This is a genomic window from Pseudomonas sp. TMW 2.1634, assembly GCF_001703595.1.
Lineage (GTDB): Bacteria > Pseudomonadota > Gammaproteobacteria > Pseudomonadales > Pseudomonadaceae > Aquipseudomonas > Aquipseudomonas fragi.
This window is the reverse complement of sequence record NZ_CP016849.1, coordinates 976,162-993,797: the sequence shown is the minus strand read 5'-3', so window position 1 is coordinate 993,797 and position 17,636 is coordinate 976,162. Positions and strand designations below refer to the sequence as shown.

The 17,636-nt window shown below is 58.0% G+C and carries 15 protein-coding genes; 5 read left to right on the top strand and 10 right to left on the bottom strand.

Annotation, left to right across the window (positions count from 1 at the left end; all coding sequences use genetic code 11):
• Positions 1 to 8 precede the first annotated feature (8 nt).
• The gene (locus tag BFC21_RS04725) at positions 9 to 374 is read right to left on the bottom strand and encodes a DUF3742 family protein (protein ID WP_078466835.1); all 366 of its coding nucleotides are present in this window, start codon (positions 372 to 374) and stop codon (positions 9 to 11) included.
• Positions 375 to 831: 457 nt separating this feature from the next.
• Here BFC21_RS04725 and BFC21_RS04720 point away from each other — a divergent pair, with 457 nt between their 5' ends.
• Together BFC21_RS04720 and BFC21_RS04715 are read left to right on the top strand one after the other, a co-directional pair.
• Positions 832 to 1,161 carry a hypothetical protein gene (locus BFC21_RS04720; RefSeq protein ID WP_070413457.1) on the top strand — a complete coding sequence of 110 codons (330 nt, stop codon included), beginning with the start codon at positions 832 to 834 and terminating at the stop codon, positions 1,159 to 1,161.
• A 130-nt stretch (positions 1,162 to 1,291) separates the two neighbouring features.
• A complete protein-coding gene (locus BFC21_RS04715) occupies positions 1,292 to 2,251 on the top strand; it encodes an ArdC family protein (protein WP_070413456.1) in 960 nt (319 codons plus the stop codon).
• A gap of 137 nt (positions 2,252 to 2,388) precedes the next feature.
• On the opposite strand, the gene BFC21_RS04710 is transcribed toward BFC21_RS04715, so the two are convergent.
• Positions 2,389 to 2,586 carry a hypothetical protein gene (locus tag BFC21_RS04710; RefSeq protein WP_007901093.1) on the bottom strand — a complete coding sequence of 66 codons (198 nt, stop codon included), beginning with the start codon at positions 2,584 to 2,586 and terminating at the stop codon, positions 2,389 to 2,391.
• Positions 2,587 to 2,810: 224 nt separating this feature from the next.
• Here BFC21_RS04710 and mobH point away from each other — a divergent pair, with 224 nt between their 5' ends.
• Positions 2,811 to 4,535, top strand: a complete 1,725-nt coding sequence (gene mobH, locus BFC21_RS04705) for a MobH family relaxase (RefSeq protein ID WP_070413455.1) — start codon at positions 2,811 to 2,813, stop codon at positions 4,533 to 4,535.
• 748 nt (positions 4,536 to 5,283) lie between these two features.
• Here mobH and lpdA read toward each other — a convergent pair.
• The 5 genes from lpdA to BFC21_RS04680 all read right to left on the bottom strand — a co-directional run bounded on the left by lpdA (position 5,284) and on the right by BFC21_RS04680 (position 11,494).
• Positions 5,284 to 6,675 carry a dihydrolipoyl dehydrogenase gene (gene lpdA / locus BFC21_RS04700; protein WP_078466836.1) on the bottom strand — a complete coding sequence of 464 codons (1,392 nt, stop codon included), beginning with the start codon at positions 6,673 to 6,675 and terminating at the stop codon, positions 5,284 to 5,286.
• A gap of 10 nt (positions 6,676 to 6,685) precedes the next feature.
• Entirely contained in the window at positions 6,686 to 7,915 is a 1,230-nt protein-coding gene (locus BFC21_RS04695; RefSeq protein WP_070413453.1) for a pyruvate dehydrogenase complex dihydrolipoamide acetyltransferase, read from the bottom strand.
• Entirely contained in the window at positions 7,915 to 8,400 is a 486-nt protein-coding gene (locus BFC21_RS04690; protein ID WP_054895865.1) for a VOC family protein, read from the bottom strand. Before BFC21_RS04690 ends, BFC21_RS04695 begins: the two co-directional genes overlap by 1 nt.
• Positions 8,397 to 10,589, bottom strand: coding sequence for a thiamine pyrophosphate-dependent enzyme (locus tag BFC21_RS04685; protein ID WP_070413452.1), 2,193 nt, complete (start codon positions 10,587 to 10,589; stop codon positions 8,397 to 8,399). The genes BFC21_RS04690 and BFC21_RS04685 overlap by 4 nt, the downstream gene beginning before the upstream one ends.
• A gap of 62 nt (positions 10,590 to 10,651) precedes the next feature.
• Positions 10,652 to 11,494: an SDR family NAD(P)-dependent oxidoreductase gene (locus tag BFC21_RS04680; protein ID WP_078466837.1), complete on the bottom strand. Its 843-nt coding sequence runs from the start codon at positions 11,492 to 11,494 to the stop codon at positions 10,652 to 10,654.
• A gap of 434 nt (positions 11,495 to 11,928) precedes the next feature.
• Between BFC21_RS04680 and BFC21_RS04675 the strand changes: the two genes are divergently transcribed.
• Positions 11,929 to 12,759: a shikimate dehydrogenase gene (locus tag BFC21_RS04675; protein WP_070413451.1), complete on the top strand. Its 831-nt coding sequence runs from the start codon at positions 11,929 to 11,931 to the stop codon at positions 12,757 to 12,759.
• A 28-nt stretch (positions 12,760 to 12,787) separates the two neighbouring features.
• Positions 12,788 to 13,528 (top strand): SDR family NAD(P)-dependent oxidoreductase, encoded by a 741-nt coding sequence (locus BFC21_RS04670; protein ID WP_070413450.1) that lies wholly within the window; start codon positions 12,788 to 12,790, stop codon positions 13,526 to 13,528.
• A gap of 140 nt (positions 13,529 to 13,668) precedes the next feature.
• On the opposite strand, the gene BFC21_RS04665 is transcribed toward BFC21_RS04670, so the two are convergent.
• The 3 genes from BFC21_RS04665 to BFC21_RS04650 form a co-directional block, all read right to left on the bottom strand.
• The gene (locus tag BFC21_RS04665; RefSeq protein ID WP_070413449.1) at positions 13,669 to 14,706 is read right to left on the bottom strand and encodes an AraC family transcriptional regulator; all 1,038 of its coding nucleotides are present in this window, start codon (positions 14,704 to 14,706) and stop codon (positions 13,669 to 13,671) included.
• Positions 14,707 to 14,997: 291 nt separating this feature from the next.
• A complete protein-coding gene (locus tag BFC21_RS04655; RefSeq protein ID WP_161952160.1) occupies positions 14,998 to 16,206 on the bottom strand; it encodes a DSD1 family PLP-dependent enzyme in 1,209 nt (402 codons plus the stop codon).
• Positions 16,207 to 16,265: 59 nt separating this feature from the next.
• On the bottom strand, positions 16,266 to 17,594 hold the full coding sequence (locus tag BFC21_RS04650; protein WP_161952161.1) for a D-arabinono-1,4-lactone oxidase: 1,329 nt from the start codon (positions 17,592 to 17,594) through the stop codon (positions 16,266 to 16,268).
• Between the last annotated feature and the right edge of the window lie 42 nt (positions 17,595 to 17,636).

Sequence of the window (17,636 nt, the reverse complement as noted above, 5' to 3'; positions counted from 1 at the left end):
CCAAGAGGCTACTTCAGAGAACCCCATTTATCGTACCGCTCAGGCCAAGACGTTCTATGCATTGGATCATCGAGATCGTCAATACCTGGAGTGTCTGAATCTTGAATTGGGATAGCTGCTAATACGACGATTGTGCACATCAGCACAAATAACCAGAAGCTGACAAAAAGAAATACTCCGAGCAGAGCCAACTTGGCAGTCAGAAAACTCGCGCGAACAAGAAATTTACCTGCGGGCATACCTACCGTCTCCGCACGCTCAACCACGCGGGATTCAAACGTTTTCAACCTACGGTAACCACGCTTCACCGACATACCACAGACGTGCGCCCAGCGGTGGGCACGTGAACGCTGAACAGGTTGCTGAATCGGCATGGTCTCGCCCTCTTCTGAGCGTTTTCATGGTTGAGACAAGAGCAATAGCGTACTACTGAAATCGGCCGGCGTCTGACCGTTTATCAGTTTGCCCCAGCCGAAAAATCTTCACTGGAAGACAGAAGACAAGCTCCGTGAAACAGCGTCTCTACAGTCATTGACCCATACAAATCGTCCAGTTAAATACAAGGTACGGATCGCTGTTATCGACAGCACTTTCCCAGGTAGTCAGAACCTTCAAGGCTACGTCACTTCGATGATGGTTCTTCCCCAAGTGCGATTAGCGTTCGGTAGCTCGCACGGTCACCGTTTCTACGGTGATGAACGCCTACTGCTCTTCTGAGCGTCTTCCGAGCCCCGCTCGTCAGGAAAACCCTCTTGATTTTCTTCAACCCACTGCGGGGAAATCTTTTCCCGCACGGGACAGGTTTCTTCGCGTTTTCAACGGAGACATACCATGCCCGACTCACTTACACCGGAAACACTGAACACCCTTCGGTTGCCCATCGTGTTCACACCTGGCGCATGGCAACGCGCAGTACAGCTCGAGCGTTCAGATCACGCGGGGAAGCTGCAGATCGATCGGTTGAGCCACGTATTGCGCGCAGCCTTCGAAGCCCACCTGGCCTATCCACAAAAGCCCTATGTGCTGTTCGAGGTAGTCCACATTGAACCAACCGATCACTTCGACCACGACCCGTTGCTGCAATTGAGTCTCAGCCTACTCCAAGAACCGGGTCAGTCTGGTGCCTTACTGATAGCGCTTGCAGGAGAACACCAGCGCTAAGCGCAATGGGCGGCGCCCACCTCCACACTCGGACGCCATGCAAGACCTGCATCAATCCAGCCCATCACCCAACCGGGGAACCCTCCCCGACGGGCACGGAGTTCCTCCGTTTTCTCTCGAGGAAATTGCCATGCGCGATATCTACCAAGACGTAACTGACAAGATCGTTACCGCGTTAGACCAAGGCGTTGCTCCCTGGATCAAACCCTGGTCCTCAAGTGGCTCAGCTTACATCGGTCATCAACCCTACCCCATCAACGCCATCACGCGACGTCCGTATTCGGGCATCAATTTACCGCTGCTCTGGGCCGAGGCCAGTTTGCAGGGGTTTACTCAGGATCGTTGGCTAACCTTCAACCAAGCCAAAAAAGCCGGTGGGCACATCCGTAAGGGTGAGCACAGCACTCTGGCTGTGCTCTACAAGCCTATGGAGCGCGAGGAACAGACTGAGTCAGGCCAACCCGTACTCGATGAAAACGGTCAGCCCAAGGTCGCTCACTTTGGCATTCTCAGGACGCATTTTTTGTTCAACATCGAGCAAACGGAAGGGCTCGAAACGTTCAACGAAACCTTGCTCGAAGCGTGCCCGACCGCCCCCTTCCTAGCCAACAGTGCTGCAGAAAATCTGCTTTTAAGTACTGGCGCACACATCGTTCATCGGCCTGCCGACGAAGCCTTTTACCACCCGATCAGGGATCTCATCCAACTGCCGACAAAAGCGCAATTTCACGATGAAGGTGGGTACTACGCCACCGCACTGCACGAGCTGACGCACTGGACCGGACATCTTTCTCGGCTGCAGCGCGAGGGTGTGACCTCATCCTGTCCGTTCGGCTCGCCAGGCTACGCGTTTGAGGAGTTGATCGCCGAGATGGGCGCTGCTTTTTTATGCGCTTACGCTGGCATTCAGGGAGAGCTGCGGCATGAGGGTTACATCGACTCCTGGCTCAGCCTGCTCAAAGCAGACAAGCGTGCGATCTTTCGCGCCAGTGGCCAAGCCCGAAGCGCCTCGGAATATGTACTCAACCTGGATCAGCAACTGAAGCAAGCGGTCTTGGATGACTCACTGTGCATGAACGACGTCGCTTAATTGTTACCCCACCACTGCAAACGCTTCACAGGGCCCAACGCGAGTTGAGCCCTTTTTTCTGTTTCCAGAAAACAGACAGCATCATACGGCGGGCCCATCACGCAAAGAATAAGAGAGGGGCGCACACCCGCAGCCTGTCATTCCGCATCCAGATTCTGCGCCAGAAAATCCACCAGCTCGAGCGGACTCCGGCTGTCGATCACCTTGTAGATCAGATCGCGTTTACTGCGCGGCAACTTCTTGACCACGCTCTTCGCTGAAGCCCTGACGGCTTCGTCGGTCCCATGGATACGTGCCGCGAGCAGCAGCACGAGCGTGGCGTCAGTAAGGTTCATGGCAAGACCCAAAAAATAGGCACCGCAGTGTACCGACTCTTTTCTTTTTCGTACCAGCCCCCCAACAAAACGAAGCCTAGCAGTATCGGTATTCCGATTGCCGCACAAAGGGACACGAGCCAAAAAGGACGGGTAAGGGTTGGAAGGGAATGGGGACTCAAGGGTAAGAGCGCTATCCGAAAAGGCGAAAAGGCCACTGACCCACCCACCTTCTGGAGGTCACAATGCTCAGTCTGTTTCGCCGCAAAAGGCAGAAGCCCCCTCCGCTACTGATCGTGAGCGTCGCCGAAGGCTTCCTGCCCATCGAGTCGGCCCACAGCTTGTTAGCAGCAGAGCACCGCCGTCAGTTGCTCGATCGCATCTGGCAATACACTGCCCTCTCCCACGTCCAATTCACCCAACTCTATTTAAATCCAATTCATCGCTACGCCGAACAAGTCCAGCAACTCCCGGCCAGCGAGACGCACCACCATGCTTATCTCGGCGGCATGCTCGACCATGGCCTGGAGCTGGTCGCTTGCAGTTTGAAACTGCGTCAGTCGTATCTGCTTCCCACCGGTGCTGCGCCCGAAGACCAAGCCGCCCAGACTGACGCCTGGTCCGCGGGCATCGCCTATGGCGCCCTGCTGCATGATATAGGCAAGATTGCCGTGGACCTGCTGGTCGAACGCCAGGATGGCCGTGTTTGGCATCCTTGGCAGGGCTCCCTGGATCAGCCCTACCGTTTTCGTTACATCAAGGGTCGTGACTACCACCTGCACGGCGCCGCCGCAGGCTTGCTCTACACCCACATTCTCGACCGCCCAATCCTCGATTGGCTCAGTGGATTTCCGCCACTGTGGGCCAGTCTGCTGTATGTCCTGGCGGGCCAGTACGAACGTGCCGGCGTTCTCGGTGAGTTGGTGATGCAGGCCGACCGTGTTTCCACCGCGCAGAACATCGGTGGCAACCCGAAGAAGGCACTCCTGGCCCCGACGCATTCGCTGCAACATCACTTGATCACCGGACTACGTCATCTGGTTCAGCACGAGCTGAAACTCAACCAGCCGGGTGCCGCGGGATGGCTGACCCAGGACGCCCTCTGGCTGGTCAGCAAGACGGTCACGGACAAGCTACGAGCCTATCTGCTGTCGCAATCGATTGAAGGCATTCCTTCGTCCAACCTAGCGGTGTTCGACGAGCTGCAGTCGCATGGGCTGGTCGAGTCCACCCCGGAAGGTAAAGCCATCTGGACCGCGCTTGTGGCACAGGGAAATTGGCAGCAGAGTTTCACCTTTCTGCGCCTTCAACCAGCACTGATTTGGGGAAACGAAGACCGGCCCGAGGCTTTCAGCGGAACGGTTAGCATTGCAGCCCATGACCACTCAACTGACACCCAGATACCAACACCAGCGCCCGAGACAGTCAGTGCACGATCAGGTCAAAGCCAACCGCAGCCGGATCCCACGGCGCTAGAGGATGCCGATTACCTCGGCACGCTGCTGGACATGTTCGAGTTGGAAGAGCCTGAGGCCAGTGACGCACCGTCAGAAAGCGCTCTCGAAACTTCAACCCTCCCTTCGGATAACCCAGGCCAAGCTTTCTTGGATTGGGTCAAGGAGGGTATTCAGAGTCACAAGCTGATCATCAATGACAGCAAGGCCAAGGTTCACACGGTGGGCGGTACCGCGTTCCTGGTCACCCCCGGAATTTTCCAGCGCTATGTCCAGGAATTTCCAGGTATCGCCCACGGTGCGAACGACGGCGTCGACGAGTGGCGCTGGGTACAGAAACAGTTTGAGAAACTGAAGGTCCATCGAAAGCGTGACAACGGTCTGAATATCTGGGCTTGCCAAGTACGAGGACCCAGGAAGAAAACCATCCTGAAGGGGTATCTGATTGAGGATCCAACGCGCTTTTTTGAATTGATACCGCCTGATAATTCTTTTCTCAATATCGAAACAAATTAAATTTCCAGAGTGCCCATTTATCGGAGGTTAAAAGCCAATCGGCCATTTGGCAGCGGATATGTTCGAAGCGCTGAACACCCGCTGCACGGACATTGTCCATTCTTATCCAATTACAAACCCAGCATGTGAGTAGATCCTTCATCGCCGATTGGACTCGAAGAAACGGTATTTCGAGGTTACCAACGAGTTGCTCGAAGAGTTCATCGCCAAGCTTCATGAGGTAAGTGTCAAGCTTTACGAAGTCCTCGCCATCATGAAGCTAGAACTGGGCGACTGAGCGCCTATCATCTGCCCTCACTAACGTACCCGAACGTCAAGCGGGATCAAAGTTTTGGCGACCACGGCGGCGTGCCCGCTCCATTACTGTTGGGATATTCTGCCTGGAGACCTTCGCGCAAGATGTGATTGCTCCCGTGACCAGCCCACATGCCAAGCGAGCTTCATCCCGAAGCAACGCCCATCCCTGCCAAGGAGTGCACTATGCCAGCCAATTACCCTCCGGAGTGGTTTCAGATGGGGGACTTCCGGCGGCGTCGACTATTAGCCTGATGCGACTCACTAAATCATAGCCTGCCCCTTCCTGTGGCCGCGAGCTTGGTTATTGCGGACTATGTCGATCCCCCTACCCTGGCCAGGCGACTCCCTGACTGAAATCCGCAAAGCATGCAGCCGGGCCGAAGTATTCTCGGCGTCCGCCGACCATACACGACCCGACCTCCTAGCTCGTCACTCAGACCAGGATAAAAACTCAGATATGCAGAGTTCGTTCGTATGCTGCCAGCACGGCTTCATGCATGGCTTCAGACATCGTCGGGTGCGGCAGGATACTTTCGATCAGTTCGGCTTCGGTAGTCTCCAGGCCCCGAGCGATGGCATAGCCCTGAATCATCTCGGTGACCTCCTCGCCAACCATGTGGGCGCCCAGCAATTCGCCGCTGTCAGCGTCGAACACAACCTTGACGAAGCCCTCCGTGGCCCCCATCGCAATCGCCTTGCCATTGGCCGCGAATGGAAACTTGCCGACCTTGAGCGTCTTGCCAGCAGTGCGAGCCTGGGCCTCGGTGTAACCGACGCTGGCGATTTGCGGGTAGCTGTAAGTACAGGCTGGCACGCTGCGGGGATCCAAGGGATGGGGGTTCTGGCCGGCGATCTTCTCGACACAGATCACTGCTTCGTGGCTGGCCTTATGCGCAAGCCATGGAGCTCCCGCCAGATCGCCGATCGCGTAAACACCCGGCTCGCCCGTGCGGCAGAACTCATCCACCAGCACATGGGTGTGCTGTACTTTGATCTTGGTCCCTTCCAACCCCAGGTCGTCGACATTGCCAACAATACCTGCAGCCACTAGCACCACGTCTGCCTGCAGGGTCTCATTGCTCTTGCCTTCAAGGTGCAGATGCACCGTGCCCTGCTCCACTTTGCTGCTTTTGAGAGCACAGCCGGTGTGTAGGTGGATACCGTCCCGAATCAGGGCCTTTGCCACATGGGCACTGACCTCTTGGTCCTCCACCGGGAGAATCCGATCGGCCATTTCCACCACGCTCACCTGCGCGCCAAGAGCGTGATAGAAACTGGCGAATTCGATACCGATCGCGCCAGCGCCAACGATCACCAGCCGTTTGGGTACGCTTTCCGGCACCAGTGCCTGACGATAGGTCCAGAAGTGCTTGCCGTCCGGCTCCATGCCTGGCAGCCCGCGCGCCCGCGCTCCGGTTGCCAGAATGATGTGCGGTGCGCTCAAGCTGAGATCACCCTGCTCCCCGGACACTTTCACTTGCTGGGGCCCATCTAGCCGTGCATGTCCATTGAATACCTGGACGCGGTGCTTTTTCATCAGCCCACTGACGCCCCGGTTCAACTGGGTCGCGACATCGCGGGACCGCTTCACGATAGCCTTCAAGTCAGGTTTGGCGGAACCGACCTCGATACCAAAGCTGGCCGCACTGCCGATCAGACGCAGCACGTCGGCACTGCGCAACAGGGCCTTGGTAGGAATGCAGCCCCAGTTCAGACAGACCCCACCCAACTGCGCTTTTTCCACTACCGCCGTGCGCAGACCCAACTGGCTGGCACGGATGGCCGCCACGTAACCACCAGGCCCCCCACCGACGACGATTACATCGAATTTCACTTCACTCATGGAACATCCCTCAAATCAGCATACCCAGCGGGTTTTCCATCAGGCCCTTGAACGCTGCCAGCCATTGGGCCGCCAGCGCTCCGTCCACTGCTCGATGATCTACTGAAAGGGTGCAACACAACACCGAACCAACGCGCAGTTCACCATTTTCAACCACTGGCTTTTTCTGGGTCGCGCCCACCGCCAGAATGGCTGCGTGGGGTGGATTGATGATGGCGCTAAACTGCTCGACGCCGAACATCCCCAGGTTACTGATGGTGAAACTGCCGCCCTGGTATTCCTCGGGGCGCAGACGTCCATCGCGGGCCCGTCCGGCCAACTCCACCACATCCGCGCTAATTTGCGAAAGCGCCTTACTGTCGGCATTACGCACTACCGGTGTGATCAGGCCGTTATCGGTGGACACCGCTACGCAGACATCCGCGTGGTGGTAGCGCCGCAACGCCGTTTCGGTCCAGGTCACATTCATCTCCGGAACCTGTCGGAGGGCGACTGCAACCGCCTTGACGATGAAGTCGTTGATTGAAATCTTTCTCGGCGCTTTCTGGTTGACCTGCTCGCGCAGGGTAAGCAACGCCTCCATCCGGCATTCCACCTCGAGATAGAAATGCGGCACTGTGGACTTGCTCTCGACCAAGCGGCGAGCGATAGTCTTACGCATGCTGCTGTGCGGGACTTCCTCAAAGTCGACGGCCGATATCGAAGGTTCAACGGCTGCGGACGCAAGGCTAGCGACGGCGACCGCTACGGCCTCGACGTCGCGCTTGACGATTCGCCCATTCGGACCGCTGCCCTTGAGAGTCGTCAGTTCAAGCCCCATGGCCGCTGCCAGACGGCGCGCCAGAGGACTTGCGAAGATTCGCCCGTTGTTGCGCGCGTCAACTACCGGCGTCTTATCAGCCCGGGACTGAAGTTCAGGTGCGTCCTCTATTACCGACTCATTGGCCGCCGACAGCGCACCGGCCTTTGCAAGCAGTTCGTCGATATCTACATCGGTTTCGCCTCTGGCAAACAGCACCCCAATCGGCGCGCCCACTTCCACTTCGCGTCCCGGTTCGACCAGGATCTTGCCAAGCACCGCTTCTTCTTCAGCAGTCAACTCGACCAGCGCCTTTTCGGTTTCGATCTCGGCGATGCAGTCTCCGGTGTTGAACGCGTCGCCTTCCTTGAGGGTCCAGTTCTGGATCGCGGCGTGGGTCGTATTGGCCGACACCTCGGGCATATGTAAGAGCTTGGCCATCAGGCACTCCGGTCGTTAAACAAGTCTGGACGGTAGGCGGCGATATCAGCGTACTCGACCAATTCCAGCACGTTGCCTTCCGGGTCCCGGCAGAACAGCGCCTTCACATCAGGACGCAGCTGGATCGGCACGTCGCCGGCGAAGAAGCTCGCGCCGGCATTTTTCAGCTCGTTTACTAGGCTTGAAATGTCTTCCACGATGAATGTCAGGTAGCTCGCATTTTGGCGGTCCAGGATCAACCCCTGCTCGTGGTGGGTCGGGGTGCGCTCTGGCGCCAGCAGCTTGATGCGTTCGCCGTAGGGCGTCTGCAGACGCATTACGCTGTAGCCGCCTTCACTCAAGCCCACCTGTTGCGCGGCGGAGGCCGGCATTTGCACCTGGGCGACAAAGGTAAAACCCAGCACGTCCTGATAGAAACGACTGAGGGCAGGAAGATCGACGCAGCAAATTCCTACCTCCATTGGTACCAGCATCTTTACGCTCATTGGTGTGCCCCTTTTTCGCGGATGACCAGTTGCAGGCCTTCGATGACTTCCTCGGTACGCGCGCAAGCGGCACGTTCCAGGACTTTAGAAATACTCGGCGAGCCTTCGCCTCCGGTCACGCGCTGGATCGGCTGGTCAAGCCAGTCAAAGCAACGGCGCTGCAGTTCGTCCGCAAGCCAACCACCATAGGACGTACCCCGAGCCCCCTGCTCGACAATCAGCACGTTGTTGGTCTTGCGGATACTCGCCTCAACCGTGGTCCAGTCAAAGCTGGCGCGGTCGAGAAAACGCAGGTCAATGACTTCGGCATCTATGCCAGTCTGTTCTACCGCTTCCATAGAGTGTCCTACCATGCTCAAGTACGTGAGGATGGTCAGTTCACGACCTTCACGGCGCACGGCTGCTGTGCCGAACGGGATCTGATAGTCCAGGTCATCCACCGGCACTTCACCGCTCTGGCTGTACAGGTCGACGTGCTCGATCACTAACACCGGGTCTTTGCAGGCCAGCGCGGCATTCATCAAGCCGATGTAGTCGAACGGCGTGGAAGCCGCAACAATGCGCCATCCAGGATTGGTCACGTAGATACCGGCCGGGTCCATGGAGTGCTGCGAACCATAACCTGTGCCCATGGCGATCTTGGTGCGCAGCACCAAGGGGACGTCGCTTTGCCCGCCGAACATATGCCGAGCCTTGCCGATCTGGTTGAACACCTGGTCGGCGGCGACCCACATGAAGTCGGGGTACATGAACTCCACTACTGGTTTAAATCGTCCATCCAAGGCCATGCCACCACCCAATCCGCAGAAGGCGTTCTCGCTGATGGGGGTGCCGAGGATGCGCTCTGGAAAAAGCTCTTTCAGACCGCGGGTAGCGCCGTTGGTGCCACCTTTGAGACGGTGAACGTCTTCCCCCATGACGACGATACTGTCATCAGCTTCCATGCGCCGGTTCATAACGTCGGCGATAGCATCGATAAACTTGCGCTGCTCCAGGCTGCCACGATAGCTCGCCTGCTCACAGGTGTGGGCATCGGCCAACTCGCTTAAGTCGCCACGAATACCCACATCACGAAAATCAGGCGAAGGCCACAACTGAGGTCTAATCCTCCGCTTGCCTGGTTTGCCTGCGGGGTCAGCTTCCAGCAGTGCGGCAGCCGATTGGGCCATTGCCAACTTGACGGCTTCACGCAGGTCGGCCAAGCCGGCATCGTCGATCAACTTGCGCTCTTTCATTTCCCGGGCCAACCGCTCCAGGGGATCACGGGCGCGCCAGCCCTGCTCTTCTTCCTTGCTGCGGTAGCCGAATGCGCTGCCGGGGAATGGACCGTTCTGATGGAAAAACCGGTACACATCGGCCTCGATGATGGTCGGACCGTTACCGGCGCGCATATGCGTCAGCGCTTGCTGCATGGCCAAATAAACTGCCAGCGGATCCATGCCGTCGACTTTCCAGCTCGGGATATTGAAGCCCTGCCCACGTGCCGACAGTCGCGGCTCGGCGGTGGCTTCCTCAACCGTGGTGGAGACCGCGTATAGGTTGTTCTCGATGAAAAAGCAGAGCGGCAATTTCCAGGCCGCCGCCAGGTTCATGGTCTCCAGCACCGAACCGATGTTCACTGCGCCGTCACCGAAGTAGGTGATGGCTACGGTATCGGTGCCGGCATGCCGATGTGCCCAGGCGGCACCCGCCGCAAGTGGCACGCCACCACCGACGATGGCGTTGGTCCCCAGCGCACCGGCCTCAGCCCACTGCAGGTGCATGGAGCCGCCACGGCCTTTGCAGAATCCCTGGGACAAGCCCAGAATTTCCGCCAGGGTACGTTGCAGCAGATCCTGGATGGGGGCTGTTACAGGTACTTTCGGATCAATTCCATCAGGCATCAGGTATACCAGTGCCTTGGCCAGGAATTGGTGATGACCACGGTGCGAACCATTGACTTCATCCGCAGCGCCCAGGGCGACAATCGAACCCACCGCGCCTCCTTCCTGACCGATACTCGAATGCGCAGGACCATGCACCAAGCCTTCACCGGCTAATTCAAGGACGGTCTCCTCGAAGGCACGGATCAAGTGCAACTGGCTGAGCATGGTACCCAGCAACGCAGGGGAGGCCTGCTTCCAGTCGGCGTCAGTGGAACTGAGCTCGACCCACGGCGAGGCCGACGATAAGGCAACACTTTTCGGCATTTCACTTCTCCACAATGGTTCAAATCGACAGGCTACGGCGGACCGGCAAAACGAAGGGCAAGTTAGAAACCATTGGCGGTCCAACCGCCGTCCGACACGTAAATCTGCCCGGTGATGAAGGTTGCGCTGCTGGATGCGAGGAAAAGCGCCAGTTCTGCCATCTCGCCAGGTTCGCCGAGGCGTTGCAGCGGTGTACGCTTGCGCAGAGCCTCGACGTCCAGGCGTCCGGCCCGCTGCAGTTCATCCACCAGCGGCGTGCGGGTATAACCAGGGCCGATGGCGTTCATGCGGATACCGTGCCGGGCCCATTCCACCGCCAGACACTTAGTCATGGAGACCACGGCGGCCTTGGTCGCACAGTACGCTGTGCGGTCAGCGGAGTGAGAAACCCCCCACATCGACGAGGTGTTGATGATTACGCCAGCCTGCTGGTCGATCATGTACCGAGCCGCCGCCTGGGCGCAGAAAAACACACTGTTGAAGTTGATCTCGATAGCCCGTCGCCATTCGGCGGGTGTGATATCCAGGGATGGCTTGTTGATCGACACCCCCGCGTTGTTGAGCAAGACATCAATGCGCCCGAAACACGCCTTAGCGTGAGCGAAGGCGGCCTCTACAGCCGCTTCATCGGTGACTGACGCCTGAAAACATTCGACACGGGTCGTCGGGAAACGATGCTGCAACGTGATCTTGGCGTCTGTCATGGACTGGTCATTGATGTCAATCAGCAGCAGGTGCGCGCCATTACGGGCAAAACCTTCGGCCAGGGCCAGGCCAATACCGCTGCCGCCACCGGTAACCACGACCACCTTGTCTCGGATTCCGGAGTAAGCGCTGTGCTGGAAAACGGCTGAATGGTGCTCGGACTGTTCGGGCGTAGCGGGAGTGTGATCTGTATGGGACATGATGTTCTCACTTGTTATTATTTATGGTCATACATCTTTAGTTACTTGTCAGACCAGTTATCAAAAATAACTCTCAGCCTGGGGTATGTCAAAGTGTTTTGCTGAAAAAATATCGCCCCACCAGCCAGATCGGCTCCAGGCGCATCGATGTGTAGCTGCAGGACAGAATGGCCTGCGGCCCTTGACACCGAAAAGCGAAGCCTCCTACTATCCTGTCAGACAACAATAAAATATGTCAGACAGGTTAGTATTATGAGTCCTATTAGAGCGCTGTTGCGCACACTGGCTTCAATGTTCCACCCCGCCTGCGCCAACCCTGGCCACGGTTCGCCTCCCTCCCAACTCCCGATCGATTTTTTTCGGATCTGCACCCTGTGCCCAGGTATGCGTCTCGCCCATCCATGCGCGCTCACACTCCCATCTTTGAGGTTTCCATGCACATCAGTGGCCAGACACAACTGATCGGCATCGTTGCCGATCCGATCGCCCACGTAAAAACCCCGCAGGTGATCAACCATAGCGCCGCCAATCAGAGCCTGGACTTGGTCTGCGTGCCTCTGCACGTACGCGGCGCGAACCTGCGCAAGGTACTGCTCGGGATATCCGGCATTGCCAACCTGCATGGCCTGGTGGTGACCATTCCATACAAGGAAAGTATCGTTGAATTCTGCGACGAACTGACCGACACCGCACAGCAAGTCGGCTCGGTCAACGCGGTAAGGATCGACCCCGAGAACGGTCGGCTGATCGGTGGCAACTTCGACGGCGAAGGTATGCTCGCCGGGTTGCACCAGCAGGGGCACCGGCTGGAAGGCAAGCGCGTACTGCTGGTGGGAGCCGGCGGTGCTGGCAAGTCGATTGCCTGGTCGATTGCCAAGCAAAGCCCCGCTCGACTAGCGATCTACAATCGCTCCCCGGCTCGTGCTGAGGCCCTATTGGAACGCCTGAAAACGCAGTTCTCCGACATTGATTTGAGCGTGAGCGACGGCAATGCGCAGAGCTTCGACGTGATCATCAACGCCACGTCGCTTGGGCTCAAGGACGACGATGCCCTGCCTCTGGATCCGGGTACGCTGCGGGCCGGTGCTCTGGTCTGTGAAGCAGTCATGCGTTCAGGCGACACCGCGCTGCTGACAGCGGCACGGGAGCGCGGCTGCCGCGTTCACCATGGGCAACACATGATCTACGGCCAGATCGTGCAGATTTGCCGCTTCCTTGGCGTCGACCTGCAGCACGAAAATGTGGCGCGCATTCTCGGACCATGACCCCCGGTATCCCTTTGGAGAAACGACCATGTACGATTTCAACAATCGCGTCCTTCTGCTCACAGGTGCCAACGGTGGAATTGGCCGTGAAGTAGCGAAACTGTTTTATCAATGCGGCGCATTTCTGGTACTTACAGACCTGGATGGCGACGGCTTGGCGGATTTTTCCCTGGAACTCGACCCCAGCGGAGAGCGCGTCGTTACCCTGCGGATGAATGCGGCCAACCCTGAAGATTCGGCCAAGGCGGTGCAATTGGCCATAGATCGCTTCGGTGGCATTGACTTCCTGGTGCCTTCGGCCGGTTTGTACCAGTCGCAACCGATTCGGCAGATGACCGATGAACAATGGCGTCAGACCCTGGGCATCAACCTCGACGGCGTGTTTTATCTGTGTCGTCGGGCGATTCCTGCATTGCGCGCCAACAGCGCGATCGTCAACCTGACTTCGATAGCTGCCCACCGCGGTGCGTTTTCCAACGCCCATTATGGTACCTCCAAGGGCGGCCTGCTAAGCCTGACTCGCGCCCTAGCCCGTGAACTGGGTCCGAAAACCCGCGTCAACGCCGTATCCCCCGGCATCATCGAAACCCCGATGACTCAAGCTTTGATCGCCACCCGTGGCAGCGACTCAGTGGAACAAACCCCTCTCAAACGTCTTGGCCAACCCAGCGAGATTGCCTCGGTGATAGCTTTCCTGTGCAGCAGCGGCTCGAGCTTCATTACCGGTGAAGTGCTGCATGTGAACGGCGGGTTATACATCGCCGGATGAGCGCCGTCCCCTCCCTGTCCTTTCAATGAGGACGGGGAGGTACTGCTCAACAATGCGCCGCCCCCCCGTATTTTCGATGACCGTCACACCCTACTTCAGCAGCACATATACTGTCCTTGCATACGGACCGCTCCTAGGAATTATGCAAGCCCGCGTCCTTCACCACGAAACGCACTGGGACTCAACCCGGCCCAGCGCTTGAATGCTCGCCGAAAACTGCGAACATCGCTGTAGCCCACCTCTTCCGTGATTCGTTCGAGAGTCAGGCTTGGGTTACTCAACAAACTCATAGTTCGTGCTCGGCGCACCTGCTCGCGCAAGCTTTCAAAGGTCAGCCCATGCTCGATCAGCCGTCGACGCAAGGTGCGCCCACTCATATTTAAGTCACTGGCCACCTTTGCCAGCTGGCTACGCTGCAAATCCCGGAAAATTGCGCGCTCTACCGCTTGAATCAAGTCCATTTTCTCATGCAATTGAGTGCTTTCCTGCTCCAGTAAATCTAAGGCTTGGCGCAGCGCCAGCGCGTGATGATTGGGAAGGCGCACGTCCATCCAGTGACGAGCCAGGACCATACGATTATGCAGACCACCGAACCGCACATCTGCGCCAAATATATGGAGATATTCATCTATGTAAAGCGGCGCGGTATGCCTGAATTCTACCCGCAAAGGCGCGAAATCTTGCCCCAGCAGAGCTCTGCCATACACCATGAGGCTGGCCAGGAACTCCTCGCTCACAAACACCTGCACCTCTGCGTCGGGCAGCAAGCATTCGACGTCGACGAAGACTTCCTGTCCGCATTCATAGGTATGTGAAGAGGCGATCGCACCAGAGGTATGCTGATGGCGTTCGCCAATTGCAAAGGCATCGCGCAAGGTCTTGCACAGCGAAACGACATGGCCGAGCAGGCCCAACGTACCGAGTACATTCTGATACCCGACCCATAGCCCCAACCCCTGATCGGGCAGTACCTTGAGTGCGCGCTGAATCATCGCGACCGCCTGGCGATAGGAGACTCTCTGGGCCGGATCGTCCAGATCAGCCAGGCTAAAACCCAAACCGCGACAAAGATGTTCCGCGCTTACCCCTTTTTGCGCGACCACTTGCCCGAGGGCTTGCAGCAGAAAGGTTGACACAAGGGCCATGTCATGATGTGGATCAGCCGGTTTCCTTTGCATGGCGCTTCGATTCCCGACCGAATTTTTCAGTTCTTGTTTTGGACAACATGATAACAATCATAGGCCCTTGCAAGAGGTGCTGCATTCTTGGCAAAAATTGTCCGCTAAAGTCCCCCATATGGCCGCCATTACCCTACCCTTCCGCGCGATGAGGGCTTATTACAGTCAGCTCTTTAGAGGCCAAATGGACATGAGCAAGAACTTGACTCTGGTTACAGCTCAGGAGCCCCCTCCCCTGTAAACCGAATCTGAAGTGGTGGAAAATTTTCCCCAAAGCTCTATAGCAGATCTTCAGATGTAAACGGGCCAAGTGTCGACGATCTTCCCGCCCCGTACTGCCAGCAACTCCCCAAACTGCAACAGCACAAACTCGCTCTGGGTCGGGCGCAGAAACACCTGGTCTTCCACGTTCAGCCCCACCTTAGGCGAACCATTGACCATCTCCTGATTGGAACTGCGCCCGTATAGGTTATTACTCTGCAACCCTTTGGGCGATTCAAACTCAGCCATCCAGTTCCCCCCATAAATAAAGAACGTGGCGCGCTGATTGGCATCCCACCACGAGAACAACCGCGACTTGCCGTCCAGCGCCGGAATATCCACTGGCCCGGTGCTCTTCAACACAGGCGTGGCGATATAGGTCGCCGGCGCATGCTCACTCAACGACGGTAAGTCATAGTGCGTCGGCTTGAGCAACGCGGTGCCCACCGACACCTCGCTGCTGAGTTTTTCCTGCTCGTGAATGCGATAACTCGGGCTGCCCGCCGTGTTCAACGTCAGCCCGTCACGCCACAGCGGCGCAAAGTGCTGACGGGTGTAATCCACATAGCCGCTGTAGCGTTGCATGACTTTCTCGAACAAATCCTGAGGCGAACCCAGAATCCCCGGCACGCCCATCCCCACAAACGGGTCGTAGCCCATGAACCCGCTGAATTCCAACTGCTGCGGGTGCGCGCTGATCAGCGTCAGCATCTGCCCCAGCACCGCGTTGTCGCTGATGCCGCCGCGATGCAGGCCCACATCCAGTTCAATATTGACCCGCAGTTTCGTGCCCAACCCCTGGGCAAGCGTCAGGTATTGCTGCAGGCGCTCAGGCGTGTCCAGCAGCCATTGCAACTGCCGGGACGGATCGAACGGGCCTTTGTGAGTTTGGTAAAACAGCTCGGCCGATTGCACCGGCAACGGCTTGCCCATGAGCATGTCGGCCTCGGGAAACGCCAGCGCATCGTGATTGAGAAACGGCTGGTGAAACGACATCAACCGCTGCGTCCCGGCGCGCTTGGTGATGTAGGCCAGTAGCCCCGGCGACGGCAGGGACTTTTCTACCAGCCGTAAGTGTTTACTGCCTCGTTTGACCGACTGCATGACCACATCGATGTTGTGGTCCAGGCGATCTAAGTCGATCAGCATCACCGGGCGCATCGGCCCGTGGGCCTTGAGTTCGGCGTTTAAAGTGCGGAAGTAATCGTTGTAGGGGCTGCCCCGGTCACTTGGGCGCAGCAACCAGGCACCGGCGGCCAGCAAAGCGCCAGTGCCTAGTACAAAATGTCGGCGGTTCATCAGGCCACTCCCAAAATAGACGACAGGTGCGCGTTGAGGAATTTACCGCTGGGATCAAGTTCGCGGCGCACTCGGGTGAACTCCTCCCAGCGCGGATACAACGGTTCCAAGGTGCGGGCATTGAGGGTGTGCAACTTGCCCCAGTGCGGGCGGCCGGCATATTTCCAGAAGATCGGTTCCACGGCGGCGAAGAAGTTGTGGTGGTCCATGGTGTAGTGCTGGTGCACGGAGATTGAACAGCTGTCGCGCCCCTCGAACATGCTCAGCGGAATGTCGTCGGCCTTGACGTAGCGGTACTCGATGGGAAACCAGGTGCGCAGGTCCTTATCGCTGATCAGCTTGAGGATTTCCCGCAGGCAGGCCGGACCGTGTTCGGCGGGCACCGAATATTCCATCTCGTTGAAGCGCACGTCGCGCACGTTGCTGTACACCTGGAACGACTCGGCCACCCGGTCATCGAAGTTGGCAAAAAAACGCAGGCTGTTGAGCAACGTGCCCCGGACGTCGGAGAAATCGCTGACGTATTTGTCAAGTTTTTCGATGATCGACACGAACTCGTTACCGCCCGCCTCGGCCGGGTCCATGGGCGGGGTTTCGGGGTCGGTGGTTTCGTTCAGGGCGATGGACAAGGCGTAGTCGGAATGGGTCACCACGAGCATTTCCCAGTGCTGGTTTTCCCGGGCGTTTTTCGCCACGTCTTCCAGCAGATCTTCGGTCTTGGCGATCCACTGGTGCTGTCGCAGACGGTAGGGTGCGCGGTTTTGCAGGCGGACCTGGGTGGCCACGCCAAGGGCTCCGAGGGACACCCGGGCGGCGCTGAACACGTCGGGGTGGCGGTTGGCGTCGCAGTCCAGTACCTGGCCCTGGGCGGTCACCAGCTGCAGGCCGGTGACACAACCAGAATACGAGGTAAAACCCACGCCCGTGCCGTGGGTCGAGGTGGAAATCGCCCCGGCCAGGGTCTGGTAGTCGATATCCGCCATGTTGGGCAGCGCCTGGCCGACGTCCTTCAATGCCTGGCCCATGCGCGACATCGGCGTGCCGGCGGCGAAGGTGGCCTGCAAGGTGTGCGGATCGTGATCCAACAGACCGTTGAAATAACTCAGGGAAAGCAGCGTGCCGTCTGTGGGCACCAGGGCACTGAACGAATGGCCCGAGCCCACCGGCCGCACCTTGCCCGGTGCCTGGCCGATGACCTGCACCAGTTCATCGAGGTTTTTCGGCGCCTGCCGGGCCAGGGGCAAACAGGTTTGCGCCCCCGACCAGTTGCGCCAGGGAATCAACCGCGGTGCCCGGGCCAGCTGGGCCAGCACCGGGTTACTGGTCAATGCCGTGAACGCGCCAGCTACCGCGCCGCGCTGCAATAATTC